Below are 21,107 nucleotides of genomic sequence, written 5' to 3'. Positions count from 1 at the left end.
TAGAGATTAGGAGTCGAACGGCAGAGAAGCGTAGTCGGACTCGAACAGCTTGGGCATCTCAGGCGTGAGCGCAAGCCGCTCTTCGCAGTACAGGCGCCAGTACGCCTGCCAGAGTCCGGTATTCGGATCGAGGTATTCGACCGATAAGCCAAGGTCCATGGCGTCCTGGTAGTCGATCACAGCGCCGTGCTGGGACAGGAACAGCTCGTTATTGGTCAGGCGCTCGGCCACCTCCGTCCAGGCTCCGTTCTGCAGCATCCCTTGCTGGAGCAGCCGCTCCGCGAGCCGGCGCGACCGGCGGATCGCCTGCCGGCAGAGGTCGAGCAAGGAGGGATCGCACTTACCCAACAGGATCTGCTCGGCCTTCGTGTCCTTGCCGTCCCGGTACGAGGCGGGGTCGTTGATCTTCGCGACCAGCGCGTCGTAGCCGTCGACATAGGTGTGCGCAGGTCGTCGGGTCGGCTGACCGGTGCCATTCCGGGTGATTATCTGTGGGTCGATCGGCCCCAGTTCTGAGGAGTCACTCATAACAATGAAGTGGGCGCCGATGGCGAGCAGCGTGCCGGCGCTCTTGGCGCAGTCGGGCACAACTACGCGGAGAACGCCATCGTCGCCGACCCGTTTGCGGAGGATGCGCACGATCTTGTCAGCTGCGTCGACATCACCGCCGGGGGTGTGGATCAAGAAGTCGATGTCCGTCCCCGTTTCGACCTTGTGCAGCAGATCCATTAGCGGAACTGCATCTTCCCGGGTCATTGCCGCACTGAGGTCAGCCACGTAAGTGATGAGTTTGCGACCCGTATTGGCTTCGATGGCTTTGATGAGTTCCTGCCTCCGGTACCGTGCTAGGTTGACGGCGCGGAAGAGCGGGGACTGGGGAGGAACCTCCAACCCTCCTGCATCCCCGGGGGTCTCGCCCCCGAGTTCTTCGGTCGAGGTGAGCCGCTCGTCATCAGGCATGCTTCATTCTCCTTCTTTGGTCGCTGTTCCCCACCCACTGGATCGATCCGTTCTTCAACCAGAAGTGGCAGCGATGTTCCTCCTCGCTAACGTTGACACTCGGCGTGAGGGACGGGCGCTGTTCAATGGTCAAGTGCCAGTATGGCCGGATGGGTTCGCTGAGGGAGATGAGGAGTCGGTGTCGGCGCCGACATGGACAATCGAAGGCGATCCAGGCGGGGCCTCGCCCGTCATCGACGATAGCAAGACCCCGGCGTGGAAGGCGGTGCGGGATTAGGTCGGCCGCTGGCACGGTGCAGACGACGGCGTAGCGGCGCCGAGGAAGCCACTTCCACCACCGGACGCGGGCGGCTGAGAGGTCGTCGTTCATTCCCGCCACGTCTGACCCAGAAAAGGGCTGCGGTCTCCGAGCCCGAGTTGCCCGTCGTCGGGGTTGCAGTAGTGGCGGCGGTTCGGGGCCCGATTGTTGGTACTCAGCTCGCGATCGTGGAAGCGAACTAGAACTTCGCCAGGTTCTGGATCTGGACCATATCCAACTAATCTCTCGACTACCTCGGTGACGGCAAGGCTGGCCACGAGCGAGGTGTAAGGGACGACCGACGGCTCCACGACTCCGAGTTCTGGGGCGTACCCCTCGGCCTGGAGCGCCCCCCGCTCGGCCGGCTCAAGCTGTTCGGCGCGAGCACGCTCGGTGTCGATCCGCCCGCGGCAGACGAGGCATCCCTCACCCGGGGTGACGACAGTGATGCGCCCATCTATGCCCTGGAGGACACCATCGGTCGAGCTGATGAGCACTCCGATGTCGATGAGGGGCACAAGGTAATACGCCGAGAGCCGGGACAGGACGAGTCGTCCCGCGTTGTCATCGGTGCAGCCGAAGACGAGATCGCAAGCGGTGAGCCGGCGGGCGGCCACTTCGTCGGTGATCTTGCGACGCACCGGCTGGATATCGCCATCGGGGGAGATAAGTCGAAGATGGTGAGCGAGTACATCAGCCTTCGGGAGGCCGATTGTGGCTGGCGTCGAACCGTACACGCGGGTCACGTTGCTCTCGATGATCTCGTCGGGATCGATTACCAGAAGGGATCGGATGCCCAGGCGGACTAGCTGTTCCGCCACCGCTGACCCGGTGCCGCCGCACCCAACGACCGCGACCCGGAGGTTCGAGAGGACTCGCTGGAGGGCACCACCAAAGGCGCGGACCTGTCGGTCGAACATGGTCGGCACCTGCGTCCCAGTTGAGGCGTCCTCTGCCGCCAGCAGACTCCATCGTGGGCCGACTCTGTAGAAGCGATCAAGTGGCTGGCTTTGGTCGCCGTCGACAACCATCCCCGAGAACCGGACGTGCTGCTCGGCTGGCGACACGTGCTGCTCGGCTGGCGACACAACAACGGACGCGTACACTTCCGACCCCGAGCGGATTCGAAACGTCTCGGCTAGGTTGTCGTCCACCTCTTCGTCGCAGGTACTTCGTTTCGGGACGGCGTCGGCACCCGGATGGGTGTGCAGCCAGATGGGGACGGTCTGGGTATCCGCCGCCCGGGCCAGGGCTCTGACGTAACCGGACGACAGGATGGAGAGCGACGTCGACGTGCGGTGTTCGTAACTGCCCTCGGTGACCCAATGCACCTCGCGGGCGAGAAGGCGGAGGCCGACCTCGGTACGTGCCAGCCCCGCGAGGATCACTCCAGCTGTCTCGCGCTGATCTCGGGTCGCTTGGGCGATCTCCTCGGCGATCCAGGTTGGGACTACGAGGGTCGATGTCATGCAGCGTGCCCCTGTGCGGCCAAAACGAACTCAGCCGTCATTAGGGCTAGGTAGCTCTCAAGCCCGTCGATCCCCGACTTCCACTGCCCGGCCGCGAAGTGGCGCGACCACCGCTGCCAACTCCGGCCGAGATGGGTCTCAGTAAGCTCAGTTCCTCGAATGACGCCGCCATCGGCCCGCTTAACGGCGGGCCAGCACCACCACATGTCGGGCGCCACGTCCGGGTAGCCGCCAGGTAGACGCAACAGAACGGTCGTGTCGGTAACGCTCAGTCCCGCGGGCAACTTCCAATCGGGAAGCACCACGCAGACCATGCCGGCATCGGTGACCAGTTCATGGGGGATCGTCCGCTCGGTGAGGTACTGCAGATCGTACTCGGGTAACGACATCTCGGATTACTCCAGCCTATCGGCGGATTCCCGGGTTGATGTGGTGCGGTGCTGTAAAGAAGCGGAGCCCGTCCCGAATCTCCACGGTCGTGTTGTCCTCGATGAGGCGGTCCGGTTGACCAGGCCGCACTTCGTACAGGTCGCGGTCCGCCGGGATTGGCGGGTTCGGAACTCGGCGCAAGTCGGCGCCAGTCATCTCCCGTTGTTGAACGGTGTAGTGGGTGCGGTCGATCTGGATGCGGAAGTTCGGCTTCTCCCGGTCGTCTGCGGCCATGTCACTCATGGAAGCCCTCCTTGGTAGGTTGATACCAACATACCATGAAGTTCTGGTTGTTGAAGACCAGGCCCACTCGGTGGCATCATTGCTGGCATGAAGGCAGGGAAAGCCATGACGATCCGGCTGTCCGTGGAGCAGGCGCAAGAGCTCGAGACTGTCGCGAGCGTCGATGACCTCCCGATCGTGGAGGTCATCCGTGCGGCTATCGCCGAGCACGTAGCCTCCCGAAAGAAGGATGCGGCCTTCCAGAAGAACCTGCGCGAGCGCATCGAGCACGCGCAATCAATGCTCAGCGAGTAGCGGCGCAGCCCGATCGCTGGAGCGGCCATCCCGGCCCGCGTCGAATGGGCGGCTCAGGGGCCATTCGAGCGCTTCCAATCGGATACGCCCTAATTAGTCATAGAGACGAATCTCGTCCAGGTTGGATCTTTCGGGCTCACTAGCGGGATCCGACCTTTTTTCCCACGGGGCAGGGCCGCTGAGGTGTCATCCAGTGGCGTTTAGGCCACGGCGGGAAAGACTTTCAACGGTGTGAGTGGTTTCTTGCTCCTTGGTAGCGCTGCCCCACGCCCCACTGGAGGACAAGCACGTTCCCGGCCAGCTGTGAGGCGCGCCAGGTAGCCGAACAGACAACGGCACAGGCTACGAGGCGAGGATCCGGAAGCCGCAGCGCCGACGAGGAGTGCATAAAATTACAGATATTCGTCGAAGTGTGGGCTTCCTTGGGCTGAAACCCTGCTTCCCGCGTGATGTGTCAGGGGAGGTCCTCAATTGCGGTCCCCAAGCCTTCGATGGGCGGGACAAGCAGTTCACCGAGGCGTACAGCCATTCGTTCCCGGCGCTGGTCGTAGAACTCAAGGAAGTCGGCGAGGTCGAGGCCTAGACCGTCAAGGTCGTTCTGAGCGGCATAGTGCTGGCGGGCGGCGGCGGAGGTGAAGTGGGGTCCGGCCATCCACTCCGCAGGCATCGCGTCCTGTTTCTGGACGTTCGGAAGGCCGTCCAGGAGCTGGAGGTTGGGCAGTCCGTCCACCCGAGCCAGGTATTCATCGAGCTTCTTGGCAGGGATACCAGCTTTGCTCAGTTTAGTGGCAGTGAAACGAGATCTCGGGAAGACGTGGTCGACGTGAAAGGCCTTGGTCATGTCCAGGCCGGGGTACAGCACAGCGAGCGTTGCGAACGTCCGGGGACGCCCGTAGCGGAGGTCGAGGAGCTCAGCGATCTCTGCCTCCTCGAAGCGGAGCGGCTTTCCGAGCGCCGCCATGGCCGTCTCCAGTGCTTCGAGAGGAAAGCTCAAGGTGCCCTTCGTGCGCAACACGTCGCGCAAACGGTTAAGCAACGTATCCAAACCGGAGCCCCACACCCCTCGCTTCATCAACGACCGGTTGACCCAGGATTCGACTCGGCGTCGGTCGGCAGCGGCCGCCGAACTCGTGACGTAACCCGTGCCGAGGCCTCGTTGGTGGACGTAGTAGGCCACTGGGATTAGGACGCTTGCGGCGGACAGTGTCTGTGCGGAGTATCCAAAGCTCGCGAGGACTGAACGCGCAACAAGCAGTGCTGATCGCAGCTCGGGCCACCGTTTTTCCATCGTGGCCATGTTTGCCTCTGTGAAGTTTGAGACCTTGAAGCCGACGTCGGGAACATCGATCAGTACAAGACCAGCTTTGAGGACGAGATCCTTGGTGTAGGCGAACTTCTCGCCGTTCAGCTCGGTGACGAGCGAGCGAACCTCTTCACGCGCATCGAGGACGGTCCACTGGTTGGTGGCCATCGAAAGGAGGAGGTCGGAGTACGAAAGCTGCGTCCCAGCCGAATTGACTCTGACAAAGATGTCCAACACCTTGTCCGGCTCTTGTGCCTCTTCGAGATACGCGTTGATCGACGGTCTCTCCAGTACGGCGCGATACAGCTCATAAAGCGTGTCGAAGGCGCGATCGTTCGAGAGGAGGTCTCGCTGCTGGATTACTTTGTGGATCGCGGGACCGCTGTTCGCGAGCTTGAGCACGTCGCCGACGACGAACCATCGATCGGGCTCTGCCTCCTTTGGTCTTGCCTCGGCGTCGGTAAGAAACCGAAAGCTATATTCAAGTCCGAGATCGCCGTCCGCCTCCGGTGCCTCGCCCGTCAGATCGAGGTAGAGCCTCTTTTTCGGATAGGCGTCAGGGTTGGATGCCCACTTGCGAGGTTGCCTTTCGGCGTGACTGCCATAAAGCCCGATATTCAGAGACGTCAGGCGTTGCTGGCCATCGAGGATGGCAACGATACTCTTGCCGGGGGGCACCTGGGTGGCCGATGCATATGGATGATTCTTTTCGTGGTAATTGACTAGAAAGTCGTAGAAGCGGAATTGTGATGCGAGGGTCGGGCCGACATCCCAAAAAAGGAACGAGCCGATCGGATACCCGCGGAGGAGGCTGTCGAAGAGCATGCGGATTTGATCCGTAGACCAGACGAACTCCCGCTGGATGGCGGGCAGGACGTACGATCGGTCGTGGATTTTGTCCAGGACCTTCTTCACCGGGACAGCTGGCTGGAACATTGCCCAACAATCTCACAGCTGGCCGACGGCGGGCCTGTTTCGGCGGAGGGGACGCATGTCCGCGCGGTCGTGACCGATCTGGTGGAACTGAGCCAGAGCCCAGTGCGGTGACTCCACGACGGATCCCTGCCTCGCCCTGGAGGCTTGATCGTCAGATCACTGTTCATGCTGCTCGAGTTCCTTAGCGAGTTCCTTCTCCACCCGTTCCGGGTCGACGACGACTAGGCGGGCATCGACCCTGCGCTTCAACCCGAACCTGTCACCCCCCTGCGGTACACGTGTACTCGTGACCGTTGACCTGGACCCGTGAACAGGCGACCGAGCGGAGGGAGGCAGGAGGTGGAGCTGATTGCCGTTTCCAACCACAAGGGTGGGGTGGCCAAAACCACCACCGCCGTTAACTTGGGGGCCGCCCTGGCACTCAGCGGCCGAAGGGTGCTGGTGGTCGACACTGACCCCCAGGCGCACGCCACCATGCTGCTGGGCTGCGACCCGGCGGATGTCGCGCACGACCTCGAGGATGTGATCGTCCGCGGGCTGCCGACGATGGAGGCCATCGTCGCGAGCCGAATCGCCGGGCTCGACCTGTTGCCGGCTAGCCTCGGTCTCGCCAGGCTGGACCTGGCGCTCGTGGGCATGGCGCGCCGGGAAGATCGCATAGCGCGGGCACTGCGCCCCATAGCCGATCGGTACGAGTTCGTTGTCCTGGACCTACCGCCGTCGCTCAGCCTCACGGCGCTGAGCGCGCTGGCGGCGGCGACCCAGATCATCGCCCCGGTTTCGGCTGATCGGCTGTCGTTGGCGGCTCTCGGAACCTTCATTGGTCAACGAGTTCCGAGCGGAAGACGTGATCCATGCGCCACTCCTTGGCGTCCTCCGGACCATGACGACCCGAGGCAGCCGGGCCGCCCAGACGACCCTCGAGGCCCTGCAGGCCTCGGGCCTTCCGCTATTCGATACCGCAATCCCCAAGCGGGTGGCCGTGGAGGACAACGTGGCCGACGGAGTGCTGGCGGTCGAACGGCCCAGTCCGGTCGGGGACGCCTGCCGGCAGCTGGCCATGGACGTCCTTGAGCGTATCGGTGCCGAGGCGAGGGCATGACCGGGCCCAAAGGGATCGCCGCTGCCGACTTCCTCGGTGCCGGTCTCCGACGAAGCGGGGAAACGTCAACGAGTACTCGGGAACCAGTCCACCCCTGGACCGGGTCAGCAATAGCCGAAGGCAGCGCTCCGGCTGCGCCGGCGCGACAACGATACGGGCGCGCCACCTTCTACCTCAGGCCTGACCAGATCGCGTGGGTCAAGGGGGCGGTCGGCGAGATCGCCACGGACGGGTCCGTCTCCTCCAGCGACATCGCCCGCGTGGCCCTTGACCTGGCCGCCGGTCTTTCAATGGAAGAGCTCCGGCGCCGAGTCGTGGAGCGAGCCGCCGTCGAGGGCGTGACCTTCCCCGGCCGGCACAATCGGGGAATGCCCTCCCCGATCGAGTAAGTCGGCACGGTATACCAGTTCACGTGCGCACACGTCACTCGTGCCGAACCATAAATCGGAGGGGCTAGAGGTGACGGCGCAGGACTTAGGCGAAGGCAATACCTCCCGGCTGACTCGACTCATGAACGAGTACACGCTCCCTGGTCACCGTGCACTCGTCCTCGGGACCTAATAGCCGCCAAAAGAAATTGTCGCTGGCGCGACGTCGCGGGCTAATTCTTGTCACGGGGGGACCTTACTCTCGCCCCAGCAGTCTGGATGGACTTGAGATTAGGGGCCACAGCCGCCGCTCGAACGGGAAGGGATCTCGAATGCTTCTTGCGCTCGCTCTGCCGGGCCAAATTCTGGCTCAGGCAGCCCCAGCCTGCCCGGACCTTTCCGCGTTTACGCCCGTGCTCGACCGGGCGGCCGGGCTACTGGCGGCGATCATCGGCGCCGGGCTCCTCCTCAACGCGCTGCGCGGGGCCGCCACCTACGCCCACGCCCACGGCGACCCCTCCAAGATCTCCCACGCCAAGGCGATCTGGAAGGAGACGGGCATCGGCTTGGCCGTGGTCTGGCCGGTCGAGTGGTTGCGCTTAAGGTCCGGCGGGACGACCCTGCCGAAGGTCCCCGATACCTCTATGTCTCCAGCGCGGCCCACGGGGACCGGGCCCGGGTGCCCCGGTCCATGTACCGGTGTGGCCTCGGCGGCCCGGGCCCGGGCCGGTCCGGGTGACCGAGGGCGAGTTGAAGGCCGACGTCGCTTCACGGTCAGTCGCATGCTCACCATCTCGGTGCCTGGGGTGTCGGCATGGAGAAGTGCGCTCGGAGTTCTGAGCGAGTTGTCGGCAGGAAAGGTCCACCTAGCGTTCGACGCCGACTCTGCGACCAACCCTCATGTTCGCCGCGCCGGCGAGGAGACGGCCCGGGCGCTTGTAGCGCAGGGTTACGACGTGGTGCTCGAAACCTGGGACCCGACCCAGGCTAAGGGCATTGACGATGCCCTTGTCGCCGGGGTGCCAATCACTGTGACAAACTGGCGGCCGCCGAAATCTGCACCCTCGCAGGATCACCTTGAAGACGATCGGGACCAGCACTCAGTTGAGCACCCGTATCGATCGACGGCCGCGGGGATGGTGTGGGTCAAACTCACCGCAAGCGGACCGGTCCCTGTGCCGCTGACCGACTTCCGCGCGACCATCGTCAGCGATGTCCTTGATGATGACGGCGCCGAGATCAGTCGGCGCTTCGAGGTCGAGGCTCGCCTGAACGGCTACTGCCGGCGCTTCAGCGTCGGGGCCGAGGCCTTTGCCGCCATGAGCTGGGCAACCGAACAGCTCGGCGCCCGAGCGATCATCTATCCCGGCATCGGGCTCAAGGATCACGCCCGGGCGGCCGTGCAACTCCTGTCGGGGGATGTCCCTGAGCGGCATGTCTTCACCCACAGCGGTTGGCGCCAGGAGGCAGGGGAGTGGGTCTATCCACGGCGGCGGTGCCCTGGGGGCACGGGGGACCGTCGCCGGTTTCGAGGTGGACCTTCCTGTTGCCCTGACGGCACTGTCGTTGCCCGATCCGCCGGTCGGCGAGGACCTGATCGCCGCCATCCGGGCCAGTCTGCGACTGGTCGATCTGGCCCCGCCTCACGTGAGCTTCCCGTTGCTCGGTGCCACCTACCGTGCCGTCCTGGGTGAGGTCGATTTCGCCCTGCATCTGGCCGGGCCGACCGGGGCGGGCATGTCCGAGCTCGCGTCGCTGATCCAGCGCCACTTCGGCGCAGGATTCGACGCCCGGCACCTTCCTGGGTCGTGGTCGAGCACCGCCAACGCGCTGGAGCTGCTGGCCTTCACCGCCAAAGACATGCTGGTGGTCATCGACGATTTCGCCCCGGGTGGCCAGGGCACCGACGTCGAGCGTGCTCACCGAGATGCCGACCGGGTGCTGCGAGCGCAGGGGAACCGGTCAGGGCGGCTGCGCATGCGGGCCGACGGCACCCTCCGGGCGGCCAAACCTCCCCGGGGACTCATTCTGTCGACCGGCGAGGATCTCCCCCGAGGGCAGTCGGTCCGGGCCCGGGTCCTGGCATGCGAGCTGAGCCCGTCCGACCTTGACTGGGCCACACTCACCGCTTGCCAGGCGGATGCTGCGGCCGGCCGCCTGGCCCAGGCGCTGGCCGGATTCGTGAGCTGGGTTGCTCCGCAGCGCGAGGCGCTCCAGGCTGATTTCCGTGCCTGGGTTCCCGAGCTACGCCAGGCGGCCGCCGGATCGGCCGCCCATCGCCGAACACCCGACATCGTGGCCAATCTGGCGGTCGGCTGGCACTACCTGCTGAGCTGGGCGCTCAGCGCGGGGGCAATCAACGAAGACGAGTGGGCCGCATGGTGGTCCCGGGCATGGGAAGCCGTCGGGCGCGCGGCAGGGGCGCAGGGCTACCACCAGCGCGGCGGGGAGCCGGCGCAGCGCTTCCTGGAGCTCCTCTCCCGCGCCGTAGCCTCGGGGCGGGCGCACCTGGCGAGTCCGGACGGGGACCGGCCCGACGTCGACGGCGGCGTCTGGGGATGGCGGCGCAACTCCCATGGCGACTGGGAGCCCAAGGGAGAGCGCGTGGGCTGGCTGGCCGAGGGTGGCAACCTCTACCTCGACTCCGATGCTTCCTACGCGGCGGTCCAGCGCCTGGGCCAGGAGGTCGGCGACCGCATCTCCGTGACGCCCCAGACACTTCGCAAGCGCCTGAAGGAGCGGGGCGTCCTGGCCAGCACCGACACCAACCGCCAGGTGCTGACCGTGCGCCGGGTCCTCGAAGGCCAGCGGCGCGAAGTGCTCCATCTGTCCAGTACCATGTTGTCGTCCTCCGCACCCCCATGACCCCAGGGCCGGGAGGCGGCTCCCCATGATGCGGTCTGATTTCCGACCAGCTGGTTGACCGCAGGTCGAGTTTCTCATCGCCCCCGACCAGGCTCATTCACGCTCTGAACTGGGCAAACACCTTGGGTGGGCAGGAAGGTCGGGTTTTCCGGAAGATAGAGAGCTTCGCGGCGCGCGCAGCTTCTACCATCAGGAGTCCGGGTCGTGACCGCCCGTTGCGGAGGACCCTCCGGCAAGGCATTTGGCTCGGGGTCGATGATCCAGCAGGGCCGTGGCACCTGGCAGCTCCGGGTGTCCGCAGGGTCGGACCCGGTTAGCGGCAAGCGCAAGCGAATAATCCGGTCCTTCAAGGGCACGAAGCGGGAGGCCGCCCTCGCTCTGGCGCGGCTGGTCCTTGAAGTCGAATCGGGCATCGATACCGACCCCGGCCGGCTCACCGTGTTCAGCCACTTCGAACGTTGGCTGGAGTACAGGCGGACGCGGGTCCGCCCCGAGACCTGGGCCCGCTACGAGAACCTCATCCGGATCCACGTGGTTCCCGAGCTCGAAGCCCTGAAACTCAGCCGAGTCCGGCCGGCGCACGTGCAGAGGGTGCTGGATCGGATGGCGTCCGGTGGCGGAGCCGCAGCCTCGGTCACCCAGTGCTACCGGGTCGTCAGTGGCGCTTTGAGGCAGGCCGTCCGGTGGCAGTACCTGGCGACCAATCCCGCTGAGGCGGTCTCACCACCGCGGCGTGAACGCCCGGCTCTCCAGGTTCCCGCCATGGAGGCGCTTCAACGGCTCCTCGAGGCTACCCAGGGCTCCTCCTGGGAGGCACCACTCACCATCGCGGTGGCCACCGGGCTCCGCCGCGGGGAGGTTCTGGGTATTCACTGGTACGACGTCGACCTCGATGCGGGCAAGGTCCGGGTCACCGCCACCGTGCAGCGCCATACCGGGAAGGGCCTGGTGATCGTCGACCCGAAAACAGACCGCGCTCGCCGGCAAGTGAAGCTCCCAACGCCGGCTCGCGACGCGCTTCGCCGATACCGAGCTGACCAGGTCGGCCGTCGCCTGAAGTCGGGAGAGGCATGGGAGGACCGGGAGCTCCTGTTCGATCGTGGCGACGGCCACCCCCTTGACCCCGATGTCTTCAGCCGGGCGTTCAAGCGCTATGCCAAGAAGGCCGGCCTGCCGGCCGGCACCCGCCTCCATGACCTCCGCCATGCTTTTGCGACGACCCTACTCGCCGAAGGGGAACACCCCGCCGTCACCTCCGCCGTTCTGGGGCACTCCTCCCCGGCGTTCACGATGTCCGTCTACCAGCACGTGCTCGACAGCATGGGCGAGCAAGCGGCTCAGTCCTGGCTACGGGCCTGGCGCACCGCCAAGGGCCAGAGCTCCAAGCCCTCCTGACGCCCCCCTCGGCAGCGCGCCCGCGGGTCGATTTTGCGGTTCCGAACGCCCTGCCGAACCCCTGTTCCCAAGCAACTGTCACGGAAATGTCACGGAATCGGCTGACGGCCGCTGGCGGCCTGGTGGGCGACGTGTGTAAATAGCATCCAGATATCATATTGAGCATCGTAGATCTGTGTGGGCCGCCAGGGTCTCGAACCCTGCCCGCCGGATTAAAAGTCCGGAGCTCTACCCGATGAGCTAGCGGCCCGTCCGCAAGCTTAGCCCGGCCCGGCGCCGTCGCCCCCGGCGCGAACGATGGTCTCACCCGGCTCCAGCACACCCATCGCCACCAGGACATCCGCCTTCGAGATCCCGAGCCAGGCGGCCAGGGGCCCGGCTTGCGTCGCCTTCGGGGTCACTGCGCCCCGCTCCCACCAGACGTAGGTCTGGGGGCTCACACCCAGCTCCCGAGCCGCTGCCCGCTGGCTGATTCCGGCCTCGTCACGGCGCTCGGCGAGCAATTCGGGGATCGCGTTCATGGGGAGGACTATTCTTATACATCCATGCCTAAGGCACAAGCACCACTTGAGCCGAGAACCCAGGCTCCTCTTTCCACCTACCGTCAAGAGCCTTAGGCATAAGTGATTACCTCAGGGGCGAGCACAGTGTCTCAAGGGAAGGCTCCAGGACCGTTTCGCCTGTGACCAGCCCCTTCCGGCAAGGTTGACTCCACTTTGTGTATAGATAAACAGGATATTTCCTGTTCAGATATGCACTAATGCTTCGTGCGGCGCTAAGGCCCAGGCAACCGCAGCCCGGCCGCCCGGCTCCCGCCACCGCCACGCGGAATGCCCCCTCCCGGGCCCACCGGCGTGTAACGATGTGTGGCATGCCGACAACCAATGGGCGCTGGCCCACCGTCCAATTCACCGACGAGCGCCTGCCCAACGGGCTGCGCCTGGTGATGTCCCCGGACTCCCTGGCCCCGGTTGCGTCGGTGAACGTCTGGTACAACGTCGGCTCCCGCCACGAGGCCCCGGGCCAGACCGGGCTCGCCCACCTCTTCGAGCACATGATGTTCCAGGGCTCCCGCAACGTGGCCAAGGCCGAGCACTTCCGGCTGATCGCCGGGGCGGGCGGCACCCTCAACGGCACCACCTGGAACGACCGCACCAACTACTTTGAGACCGTCCCCAGCCACCACCTGGAGCTGGCCCTGTGGCTGGAGGCCGACCGGATGGGGACCCTCCTCGACGCCCTCGGCCAGGAGACGCTCGACAACCAGCGCGACGTCGTGAAGAACGAGAAGCGCCAGACCTACGACAACCGCCCCTACGGCACCTCCTCGGAGCGGCTGCAGGCCCAGGTCTTCCCCGCCGACCACCCCTACCACCACACCACCATCGGCTCGATGGCCGACCTCGACGCCGCCACCCTCGAGGATGTGCAGGCCTTCTTCCGGACCTACTACGCCCCCAACAACGCCGTCCTTTCGATCGTGGGCGACTTCGAGCCGGCGCAGGCCCGGGCCTGGGTGGAGCGCTACTTCGGCCCCATCCCCGCCTTCCCGAACCTCCCGACGCCACCGGACGGCCGGGTCCAGCCGAAGATCGGCGCCGAATACCGGGAGGTGATCCCGGACCGGGTCCCGATGTCCCGCATCTACTTCGCCTTCCGCACCCCGCCGCTCGGCACCACTGCGTTCGACGCCCTCGCCATGGCCACCGCCGTCCTGTCCGAGGGCAAGGCCAGCCGGCTCTACTCCCGCATGGTGCGCGACAGCCTGCTGGCCCAGGACGTCGGCCTCGGCCCCTACGAATGGGTGGGCGGGGCGACGATGACCCTCGGCTGGGCAACCGCAGCCAGCGAGGACACGGTGGACAACACCGAAGCCGCCTTCCTGGAAACCGTCCAGAGCCTGGCCGACACGCCCCCGACCGCCGACGAGATGGCCCGTGCTCGGGCGCTCGTCGAGCGCCAGGAGCTGGACGCCCTCCAGCGGGCGGGTGAGCGGGCCGACCGGCTCTCGATGTACGCCACCCTCTTCGACGACCCGGGCATGACCAACGACCGCCTGCCCGCCCTGCTGGCGGTGACGCCCGAGGAGGCCAGCCAGGCCGTCGCCGACACCCTCACGGAGGACAACCGGGTGGTCCTCACCTTCGTGCCCCGGCGGACGAAGGAGCCAGACAGGGAGCCAGAGAGGGACCCGGAATGAGCACGGCGGCCCCGGCTGATCCGACGGTCCGCCCGGCCCCCGGCGTCCCCCGGCCCTACCGCTTCCCCACCTTCACCCGCACCGTCCTCGACAACGGGCTGGCGGTCATCCGCTGCCACCTCCCCGGGCGCCAGGTGGTCTCCGCCCGCCTCGTCATGGAGGGTGGCATCACCCGGGAACCTCCGGCCCAAGCGGGGATCGCAACGCTCATGGCCCGGATGGTCACCGAAGGCACCGAACGGCGCAGCGCCGGGGACTTCGCCGATGCCGCCGAGGCCTTGGGCGCCGACATCAGCGTCGACGCCGGCTGGGACTCCCTCCAGGCCTCCCTCTCGGTGCCGGTCTCCCGGCTGGAGGCCGCCTTCGACCTGCTGGCCGAGGCCGTCCTCCACCCCACCTTCCCGGCTGCCGATGTGGAACGCCTACGTCTGGAGCGGCTGAACGACATCAAGCAGGAACTGGCCGACCCCACCCAGCGTGCCCAGATCGCCTTCGTCGAGGCGGTGTACACGCCGGAGTCGCCCTATGCCCGCCAGCCCGGCGGCTCGGCCGAGACCGTGGCCGCCCTCGGGCGGGACGACCTCGTTGCCCACTACCAGCGCAGCGCCACCCCAATGGGGGCCACCCTGATCGTCGCCGGGGACCTGGAAGGTGTGGACACCGACCGCATCGCCGAGAGTCTCTTCAAGGATTGGTCCGGCCCGGCCCCCGCCACCGTGGTGCCGCAGGTGGCCGAGGCGATCACCGGTACCTCGATCACGCTCGTCGCCCGGCCTGGCTCGGCGCAGTCCGTGGTGGCCATGGGCCACGTGGGCGCCCGCCGGCTGATCCCCGACTACTACCCGACAGTCCTCATGGCCACCGTGCTGGGCGGCCTGTTCACCTCCCGGCTCAACCTGAAGCTCCGGGAGGAGAAGGGCTACACCTACGGCGCCCGGGCCGGATTCGACTTCCGCCGCCAACCCGGCCCGTTCGGGTCCACCTTCTCGGCCGCCACGGCGGTCAGCATCCCGGCCCTCACCGAGGCCCTCACCGAGGTCCGCCGCATGCACGCCGGGGGCGACGGGGCGGTGACCCAGGCCGAGCTGAGCTTCGCCCAGGACTACCTGGTGGGGATCTACCCGCTGGCCTTCGAGACCCCGGACGCCATCTCCACGGCCATCACCCGCTGGGTGGTCTACGGCCTGCCGGACGACTACTTCGAGACCTACCGCCCGTCGCTCCAAGCGGTGACCGTGGACGAGGCCACCGAGGCCGCCGCCCGCCGGCTGCACCCCGACCGCATGGCGATCATCGTGGTGGGGGACCCCGATCTCGCCGGGCCGCTCGGCGACGTGGGTGCCGGCCCGGTGACCATCGTCGAGGACCCCCTCACCGACGACTGAGCCCGGCGCCTGAACCCGGCGGTCGGCTACACCGAGAACCGGTAGCCCACGTTGCGCACCGTCTCGATGACATGCGCCTCGGTGCCCAGCTTGGCCCGCAACCGCCGGACGTGGACGTCCACCGTCCGTGTGCCGCCGAAGAAGTCGTAACCCCACACCTCCCGCAGCAGCACGCTGCGAGTGCACACCCGCCGGGGACGGGCGGCGAGGTAGGCCAGAAGCTCGAACTCCTTGAAGGTCAGGTCCAGCCGCTCGCCGTGCACCCGCACCTCGAACCGCTCCCGGTCCACGGTGATCGGCCCCCGGCGGATGACCTCCCACGAGTCGGTCTCCACCGGGCTGGCGATCTGCTGGATCCGGCAGGCGACCTCCTCGGGCGTGCTCCCCTCGACGACGAAGTCCGCCGCCCCGCATGACCATTCGAAGGCCACGAGATCGCCCGCCCGGAGCACCACGAGGAAGGCACCCTCAGTGTCGTTGCGCAACTTCTGGACTGCAGCGGCAGCCTCGTCCGGGGCCGCCCGGCCGTCGACCAGGATGACGTCGGGCACCCGTCGGGCGACCGCCTCCGGGGTGGCGGAGGCGAAGCTGAGCGCCTCAGGTGCCGGGCGGATGCCGGCGAGCGGCGGGAACGACTCCTCGGGGTCGTCGCGGTTGGGGGCGAGCCACAGCAGCCGGACCATGCGGGAAGTCTACGGTCCGACCGCCACACCGGCCCCATCGGCCCCGAACAGCCCCGAACAGCCCCGAACAGCCCCACCGGCCTGTGGCGACCCCGGGCCGGTGAGACACTGCTGACCTGTCACGGCTGCGCTACTACCAAGCCAAGTTCGACCCTGGTCGGGCGCGCCCATTCCCGCCCGGCGCGGTCGACATCGAACTCCACGCCGCCGACGGGACGACCATTGCGGCAACGGCATTGGCCCCCACTGCATCAGAGGCCCAGGTGAGCCACGCCACCGTCCTGGCCCACGGCCTCTTCGCCCACCGGCGGCTGCCCAGCCTGCAGGCCCTGGCCGAGTCCCTTGCCCGCTTCGGACCGGTGTGGACCATCGACCTCCGCGGCCATGGCGGCTCGGCCGGCGCCTGCACCCTGGGGGAACTCGAGGCGGACGACATTGCGGCCGCGACGGCTCACGCCCGGGCGAGCACCACTCTCCCCATCGTCACCATCGGGCTGTCGATGGGGGCCGCCGCCGCCGTACGAGCCGCCGCCTTCCGGGAACGTCCCGACGCCGTCGTGGCGATCAGCGGCCCGGCCCCGTGGCGTGCCCGCCGGGCCTGGGGGGCCTGGAAGACCTCGCTTACCTGGCGGTTGCCGGGAGCACGCCAGGCCGCCGCCGCCCTCACGGGCTTCCGGCTCTCCGGCCAGACCCCATGGGGGCCGAGCCCCCTCGATTCCATCGCGTTCATTGCCCCGACCCCGGTGCTCATCGTCCACGGCACCGACGACCCCTTCTTCCCACCCGCCGAGGCCCGGGCGCTGTTCGCTGCCGCCGGTGAGCCGAAGGGTCTGGCCATCTACCCGGGCGGGGGCCACGCCGAGAGCCTCTTCAGCGACGCCGGCCAGCCGGTCGATGCCCACCGGGTCCAGGCGTTCGCCAACGACCTGCACCACCAGGTCATGGGCCTCCTCGCCTACCCCACTCCCGACAAGCCCCGCCAGTAGGAAACCCGACAGACAGCCAAGAGGGCTGCCGGGGGCCCGGCATGTCGGCCCGCCGCATAGGATCGCGGCCGACATGCGTCCCCCCTTGCCGCCCGACGATCCGCTGCAGGCGCCCGGCACGAGCGCTGCCACCCAGGTGGGTGTGGCGCTGGGCGCCGCCCTGGTCACGGCCGTGGCCGCCGTCGTGGGGAAGCCCGAGCTGCTCCTGGTGGTCGTGGTGCTGGTGGGGATCGCCGCCTCCGAACTGGGCACCGACTTCGCCGAACAGCGCCTCACTGCCTCGCCGCTGCTGTATGTCACCGGGGCCTTGCTGTTCCCCGTCGCCGCCTACTTCTGGCACGAGCCCGGGATCTCCGGGGCCGCGGCGGCGCTCATCCTCCTGGCCGGGGCCCGCTTCGTCCTCGCCCAGCCCGAGCGGGGCGCCCTCCTCTCCATCGCCGCCTTCGCCATGGCCGCTTTCTACGTGGGCTTCGGGCCCGCGTTCTTGCTGCTGATCGAGCGCCAGCCCCACGGCGGGCAGCTCGTCGCCGGACTGGCCGCCGTTGCGCTCGCCTCGCACGCCGCCCGGGCAGCGGCGGACCGGGCGCTCGATCCCCGGGGCAAGGCCGGTCTCGCCCCCCACCTCATCAGGTCGCCGACCGTCGCCGGGGTGGCTGCCGGGGCCGTGGTGGCCATCATCGGCAGCGTGGGCCTGCTGCATCTCGCCCACATCAAGGTCAAGGCGCTGGCCGTCGCCCAGCTGGGCATCACGCTGGCGGCGGCGCTCACCCTGGGATGGTTCGCCTGGGCGCTGATCCGGGCCGGCAAGCCTGCGGCCGAACGCTCGCCGGTACCCGGCCAGGTCCTAGCCGCCGTGGCCGGGCTGACCCTGGCCGCTCCGGCGCTCTTCTACGCCCTGCGCCTGGTCAGCCGGTAGGTCCGCCGGGGAGCGAGGTCAGCCCGGAGCGAGCTGCCCCCGCAGGGCGGACCGGAACGCCGCCAGGGGCGCCTCGGCACAGCTGTCCCGGTTCGGCGGGATCCCGCCCAAGGTGGCGACAATTTCGCTCAGGTGCAGGAATTGGGCCACAGCGACCGGCTGGCCGGCCACCAGTTCGCACAGGGCTTCGGAGGCGGCGATGGCCACGGCGCATCCCATGGTGCGGAAGCGGGCGGCTGCCACGGTGCCGTCGGCCACGTCAAGGTCGATGTGCACCACGTCGCCGCAGATCGGGTTCCCCTCCGTGGCGCTGGCCGATGGCGCAGGCAGGTCGCCGACATGTCGGGGATGGAAGAAGCGGTCCAGAAGCGCCTCGCTGAACACGGCTCCTCCAGGGTACCCGACGCGAGCGGGCCACCGGCTGCGAGGTACGCTGTCGCCATGGCCACCACGCACATGCCGACCGAGCCCGAGATCCGCTCGGTCCTGGCGGAGATCAACGACCCCGAGCTGCACCGCAGCATCGTGGAGCTCAACATGGTGCGCGGCATCGCCCTCGACGGCGCCACCGTGACCGTCGATCTCGCCCTCACCATCCAGGGATGCCCGCTCAAGTCGTTCTTCCAGGAGGTGCTGCCGGCCAAGCTGAAGGACCGCTTCCCGGGCATCACTGATGTCCGCATCAACCTGGGGGCGATGACCGACGAGGAGCGCAAGGCCCTGGTCGGCGGGATCAAGAACACCGACGTCGCCCCGCTGGCGATGCCCGACTCGGCCACGACGGTGATCGCAATCGGCAGCGGCAAGGGCGGGGTGGGCAAGTCCACCACCACCGTCAACCTGGCCGCCGCCCTGGCCAAGCGGGGCCACACCGTAGGCCTGCTCGACGCCGACGTCTGGGGTTTCTCGATCCCCCGGATGCTGGGCGTCAACGAGGACCCCACCGTGCTGGACGAGCGTTTGATCATCCCGCCGGTGGCCTACGGCGTGAAGATGATCTCCATCGGCAACTTCGTCCCCGAGGGCAGCCCGGTGGTCTGGCGGGGGCCGATGCTCCACAAGGCCCTCCAGCAGTTCCTGACCGACGTCCACTGGGAGGACCCCGAGTACCTGATCCTCGACATGCCCCCGGGCACCGGCGACATCTCGATCTCGCTGGCGCAGTTCGCCCCGGGCACCCGCATGATCCTGGTGACCACGCCCCAGATGGCGGCTGAGCGGGTCGCCGAGCGGGCCGGCCACATGGCCCTCAAGGTGAACATGCAGATCGGCGGCGTCATCGAGAACATGTCCTACGCCCTCTGCCCGGGTTGCGGTGAGCGCACCTACCCGTTCGGCACCGGCGGCGGCCAGGCCCTGGCCGACCTCTTCGAGGTGCCGTTGCTGGGCCAGGTGCCCCTCGACCCGCCGATGCGCGACTTCGCCGACAACGGCGTCCCGTCGGTGGTCGGCTTGCCCGACTCGCCCTCTGCCCAGGCCTTCGAGGCCATCGTCGACACCTTCGTCAGCCAGTTCCCGCCCAAGCCGAAGCCCCGCAAGCGGATCAGCCTTCCGCTGTTCGTGAACCCCGGAGGTGGACCGAGCGCTGGCCCCAACGGCGGGTCGAAGGGTGGGTCCAACGGTGGGTCCAACGGCGGGCCGAATGGCCACCACCACTAACTGATTGCGGATCTACACCCGCACCGGCGACGACGGCACCACCGGCCTCCTCTACGGCGGCCGGGTCTCCAAGTCGGACACCCGCACCGCCACCGTCGGGAACACGGACGAGGCGGTGGCAGCCCTGGGCCTCGCCCGCTCCCTGCACCCGGTGGGGGCCGGTCTGGCCGACCTCCTCCTCGACCTGCAGCGCCAACTGTTCGTCGTCGGCGCTGAGCTGGCCACCGCCCCGGCCAATGCCCGCAAGCTGAAGCCGGGCCTGTCGAAAGTCACCGAGGCGATGGTGACCGACCTGGAGGCCACCATCGACCGACTGATTGCCGAGTCCCCGCTCCCGGACTATTTCGTCATCCCCGGGGCCACCCCCGTGGCCGCCGCCCTCGATCTGGCCCGGGCGGTGGTGCGCCGGGCGGAGCGTTCCGCTGTCGGGCTGTCCGAGGCGGGGGTAGTGGCGGACGATGTGGTCCTGCGCTACCTCAACCGGCTCTCCGACCTGCTGTTCGTGGCCGCCCGCTACGAGGAGCAGGCCGCCGGCGTTCAGGCGACCCCCAGCCATGACTGAGGTAGGCATCGGGCTGCCCTCCCAGCTCCCCGGCGTCACCGGGCCGCTCCTGGCCGGCTGGGCCCGCCGGGCGGAGGAGCGGGGGTTCGCCTCCCTGGCCACCATCGACCGGGTGGTGTACAGCAACCTGGAGCCGATGGCCGCCTTGGCCGCCGCCGCCGTCGTCACCGAGCGCATCACCCTGTTCACCAACATCCTGCTGGCCCCCGTCCGCCTGCCCGTGATGCTGGCCAAGCAGGCGGCCAGCGTGGACCTGCTCTCCGGCGGCCGCCTGCGCTTGGGCCTGGCCCCGGGTGGCCGGGAGGACGACTACACCGCCACCGGCATGCGCTTCGCCAACCGGGGCAGGCGCTTCGACGCCCAGCTCGCCCTCATGCAGGGCATGTGGAAGGGGATCCCGGTACCGGGGACCACCCGCCCGGTGGGGCCCGTCCCCGCCCGGGGCGGGATCCCCGTGCTGATCGGCGGCACGTCGGACCGGGCGATCGCCCGGGTGGTGGCCGTCGGCGACGGCTGGACGGCCGGGTCCGGGGCGGGCGATGCCGCCGGAACCCTCGCCGAACGGGTGCGCCGGGCCTGGGCGGACGCTGGCCGGGCGGGGGAGCCGTACCTGACGACGCTGGCCTACTTCTACCTGGGGAGCGACCTGAACGGCGCCCTGGACAACCTCACCGACTACTACGGTCCCGAGCGCGGCCCGATGGTGGCCGCCCGCACGGGCCGCACCCCAGAGGGTCTGCGAGCGATGCGGGCGAGGGCCGAGGAGTCGGGCTTCGACGAGCTGGTCCTGTACCCGGCGGTGGCGGACCCGGCCGAGGTCGACCGCCTGGCCGACGCCGTCCTCTGACTGGTTCTCGCCCGGGGCCCCCGGCGCCCCCGCCCTTCGCACAGTCTGTGAGTGCCCAGTCCCCTATAGCAGGGTGTCGCAAAATCGAGGCCTCAAACTAGCAATCGCGAAATCCAACACCTTCCCCCGGAAGTGTGCGCGAATGGGGGCATGGCCAAACACTATGTCTCCACGGATCGCATGACCCCGTTCCTCATGCCGCCCAGC

Annotated in this window: 20 protein-coding genes and 1 tRNA gene; 11 read left to right on the top strand and 10 right to left on the bottom strand. The window is 67.8% G+C overall.

Going from position 1 to position 21,107, the window contains the following annotated elements; genetic code table 11:
• Window positions 1-6: 6 nt before the first annotated feature.
• The 4 genes from VFW71_02070 to VFW71_02055 form a co-directional block, all read right to left on the bottom strand.
• A complete protein-coding gene (locus VFW71_02070) occupies window positions 7-960 on the bottom strand; it encodes a hypothetical protein (protein HEU5001551.1) in 954 nt (317 codons plus the stop codon).
• A 366-nt stretch (window positions 961-1,326) separates the two neighbouring features.
• The gene (locus VFW71_02065; GenBank protein HEU5001550.1) at window positions 1,327-2,727 is read right to left on the bottom strand and encodes a ThiF family adenylyltransferase; all 1,401 of its coding nucleotides are present in this window, start codon (window positions 2,725-2,727) and stop codon (window positions 1,327-1,329) included.
• Window positions 2,724-3,116, bottom strand: coding sequence for an E2/UBC family protein (locus tag VFW71_02060; protein HEU5001549.1), 393 nt, complete (start codon window positions 3,114-3,116; stop codon window positions 2,724-2,726). The genes VFW71_02065 and VFW71_02060 overlap by 4 nt, the downstream gene beginning before the upstream one ends.
• 16 nt (window positions 3,117-3,132) lie before the next feature.
• A complete protein-coding gene (locus VFW71_02055; protein ID HEU5001548.1) occupies window positions 3,133-3,399 on the bottom strand; it encodes a multiubiquitin domain-containing protein in 267 nt (88 codons plus the stop codon).
• An 87-nt stretch (window positions 3,400-3,486) separates the two neighbouring features.
• Between VFW71_02055 and VFW71_02050 the strand changes: the two genes are divergently transcribed.
• Window positions 3,487-3,693: a hypothetical protein gene (locus VFW71_02050; protein ID HEU5001547.1), complete on the top strand. Its 207-nt coding sequence runs from the start codon at window positions 3,487-3,489 to the stop codon at window positions 3,691-3,693.
• A 454-nt stretch (window positions 3,694-4,147) separates the two neighbouring features.
• On the opposite strand, the gene VFW71_02045 is transcribed toward VFW71_02050, so the two are convergent.
• Window positions 4,148-5,911: a DUF262 domain-containing protein gene (locus tag VFW71_02045; protein ID HEU5001546.1), complete on the bottom strand. Its 1,764-nt coding sequence runs from the start codon at window positions 5,909-5,911 to the stop codon at window positions 4,148-4,150.
• A 904-nt stretch (window positions 5,912-6,815) separates the two neighbouring features.
• Between VFW71_02045 and VFW71_02040 the strand changes: the two genes are divergently transcribed.
• Complete coding sequence (locus VFW71_02040; GenBank protein ID HEU5001545.1) at window positions 6,816-7,034, top strand: hypothetical protein; 219 nt, start codon at window positions 6,816-6,818, stop codon at window positions 7,032-7,034.
• A 1,468-nt stretch (window positions 7,035-8,502) separates the two neighbouring features.
• Here VFW71_02040 and VFW71_02035 read toward each other — a convergent pair.
• Window positions 8,503-8,850 (bottom strand): hypothetical protein, encoded by a 348-nt coding sequence (locus VFW71_02035; protein HEU5001544.1) that lies wholly within the window; start codon window positions 8,848-8,850, stop codon window positions 8,503-8,505.
• Between the two features lie 85 nt (window positions 8,851-8,935).
• On the opposite strand from VFW71_02035, the gene VFW71_02030 reads away from it, so the two are divergent.
• Window positions 8,936-10,267: a hypothetical protein gene (locus VFW71_02030; GenBank protein HEU5001543.1), complete on the top strand. Its 1,332-nt coding sequence runs from the start codon at window positions 8,936-8,938 to the stop codon at window positions 10,265-10,267.
• 255 nt (window positions 10,268-10,522) lie between these two features.
• Window positions 10,523-11,662, top strand: a complete 1,140-nt coding sequence (locus VFW71_02025) for a tyrosine-type recombinase/integrase (GenBank protein HEU5001542.1) — start codon at window positions 10,523-10,525, stop codon at window positions 11,660-11,662.
• A 178-nt stretch (window positions 11,663-11,840) separates the two neighbouring features.
• On the opposite strand, the gene VFW71_02020 is transcribed toward VFW71_02025, so the two are convergent.
• Both VFW71_02020 and VFW71_02015 read right to left on the bottom strand, forming a co-directional pair.
• A tRNA-Lys gene (locus VFW71_02020) sits at window positions 11,841-11,912 on the bottom strand.
• 10 nt (window positions 11,913-11,922) lie between these two features.
• Window positions 11,923-12,183, bottom strand: a complete 261-nt coding sequence (locus VFW71_02015) for a helix-turn-helix transcriptional regulator (protein ID HEU5001541.1) — start codon at window positions 12,181-12,183, stop codon at window positions 11,923-11,925.
• A gap of 350 nt (window positions 12,184-12,533) precedes the next feature.
• Between VFW71_02015 and VFW71_02010 the strand changes: the two genes are divergently transcribed.
• On the top strand, window positions 12,534-13,862 hold the full coding sequence (locus VFW71_02010) for a pitrilysin family protein (GenBank protein ID HEU5001540.1): 1,329 nt from the start codon (window positions 12,534-12,536) through the stop codon (window positions 13,860-13,862).
• The gene (locus VFW71_02005) at window positions 13,859-15,247 is read left to right on the top strand and encodes a pitrilysin family protein (GenBank protein HEU5001539.1); all 1,389 of its coding nucleotides are present in this window, start codon (window positions 13,859-13,861) and stop codon (window positions 15,245-15,247) included. Before VFW71_02010 ends, VFW71_02005 begins: the two co-directional genes overlap by 4 nt.
• 26 nt (window positions 15,248-15,273) lie before the next feature.
• Here VFW71_02005 and VFW71_02000 read toward each other — a convergent pair whose 3' ends face one another.
• The gene (locus VFW71_02000) at window positions 15,274-15,930 is read right to left on the bottom strand and encodes a response regulator transcription factor (GenBank protein HEU5001538.1); all 657 of its coding nucleotides are present in this window, start codon (window positions 15,928-15,930) and stop codon (window positions 15,274-15,276) included.
• Between the two features lie 263 nt (window positions 15,931-16,193).
• Here VFW71_02000 and VFW71_01995 point away from each other — a divergent pair, with 263 nt between their 5' ends.
• Both VFW71_01995 and VFW71_01990 read left to right on the top strand, forming a co-directional pair.
• Entirely contained in the window at window positions 16,194-16,916 is a 723-nt protein-coding gene (locus VFW71_01995; GenBank protein ID HEU5001537.1) for an alpha/beta fold hydrolase, read from the top strand.
• 73 nt (window positions 16,917-16,989) lie between these two features.
• Complete coding sequence (locus tag VFW71_01990; GenBank protein ID HEU5001536.1) at window positions 16,990-17,832, top strand: hypothetical protein; 843 nt, start codon at window positions 16,990-16,992, stop codon at window positions 17,830-17,832.
• Between the two features lie 18 nt (window positions 17,833-17,850).
• Here the strand turns inward: VFW71_01990 and VFW71_01985 are convergent, their stop codons facing one another.
• On the bottom strand, window positions 17,851-18,216 hold the full coding sequence (locus VFW71_01985; protein HEU5001535.1) for an iron-sulfur cluster assembly scaffold protein: 366 nt from the start codon (window positions 18,214-18,216) through the stop codon (window positions 17,851-17,853).
• A gap of 57 nt (window positions 18,217-18,273) precedes the next feature.
• Here VFW71_01985 and VFW71_01980 point away from each other — a divergent pair, with 57 nt between their 5' ends.
• From VFW71_01980 to VFW71_01970, 3 genes are read left to right on the top strand one after another with little or no spacing between them, the layout of a single operon-like run.
• Window positions 18,274-19,491, top strand: coding sequence for a P-loop NTPase (locus VFW71_01980; protein ID HEU5001534.1), 1,218 nt, complete (start codon window positions 18,274-18,276; stop codon window positions 19,489-19,491).
• Between the two features lie 4 nt (window positions 19,492-19,495).
• The gene (locus VFW71_01975) at window positions 19,496-20,053 is read left to right on the top strand and encodes a cob(I)yrinic acid a,c-diamide adenosyltransferase (GenBank protein ID HEU5001533.1); all 558 of its coding nucleotides are present in this window, start codon (window positions 19,496-19,498) and stop codon (window positions 20,051-20,053) included.
• Complete coding sequence (locus VFW71_01970) at window positions 20,046-20,900, top strand: LLM class flavin-dependent oxidoreductase (GenBank protein ID HEU5001532.1); 855 nt, start codon at window positions 20,046-20,048, stop codon at window positions 20,898-20,900. The genes VFW71_01975 and VFW71_01970 overlap by 8 nt, the downstream gene beginning before the upstream one ends.
• The last annotated feature ends 207 nt before the right edge of the window (window positions 20,901-21,107 follow it).

The sequence above is a fragment of the Actinomycetota bacterium genome, from assembly GCA_035765775.1.
In the GTDB taxonomy this organism is placed as follows: Bacteria; Actinomycetota; CADDZG01; order JAHWKV01; family JAOPZY01; genus DASTWV01.
This window is presented reverse-complemented; position numbering and strand designations above follow the sequence as displayed.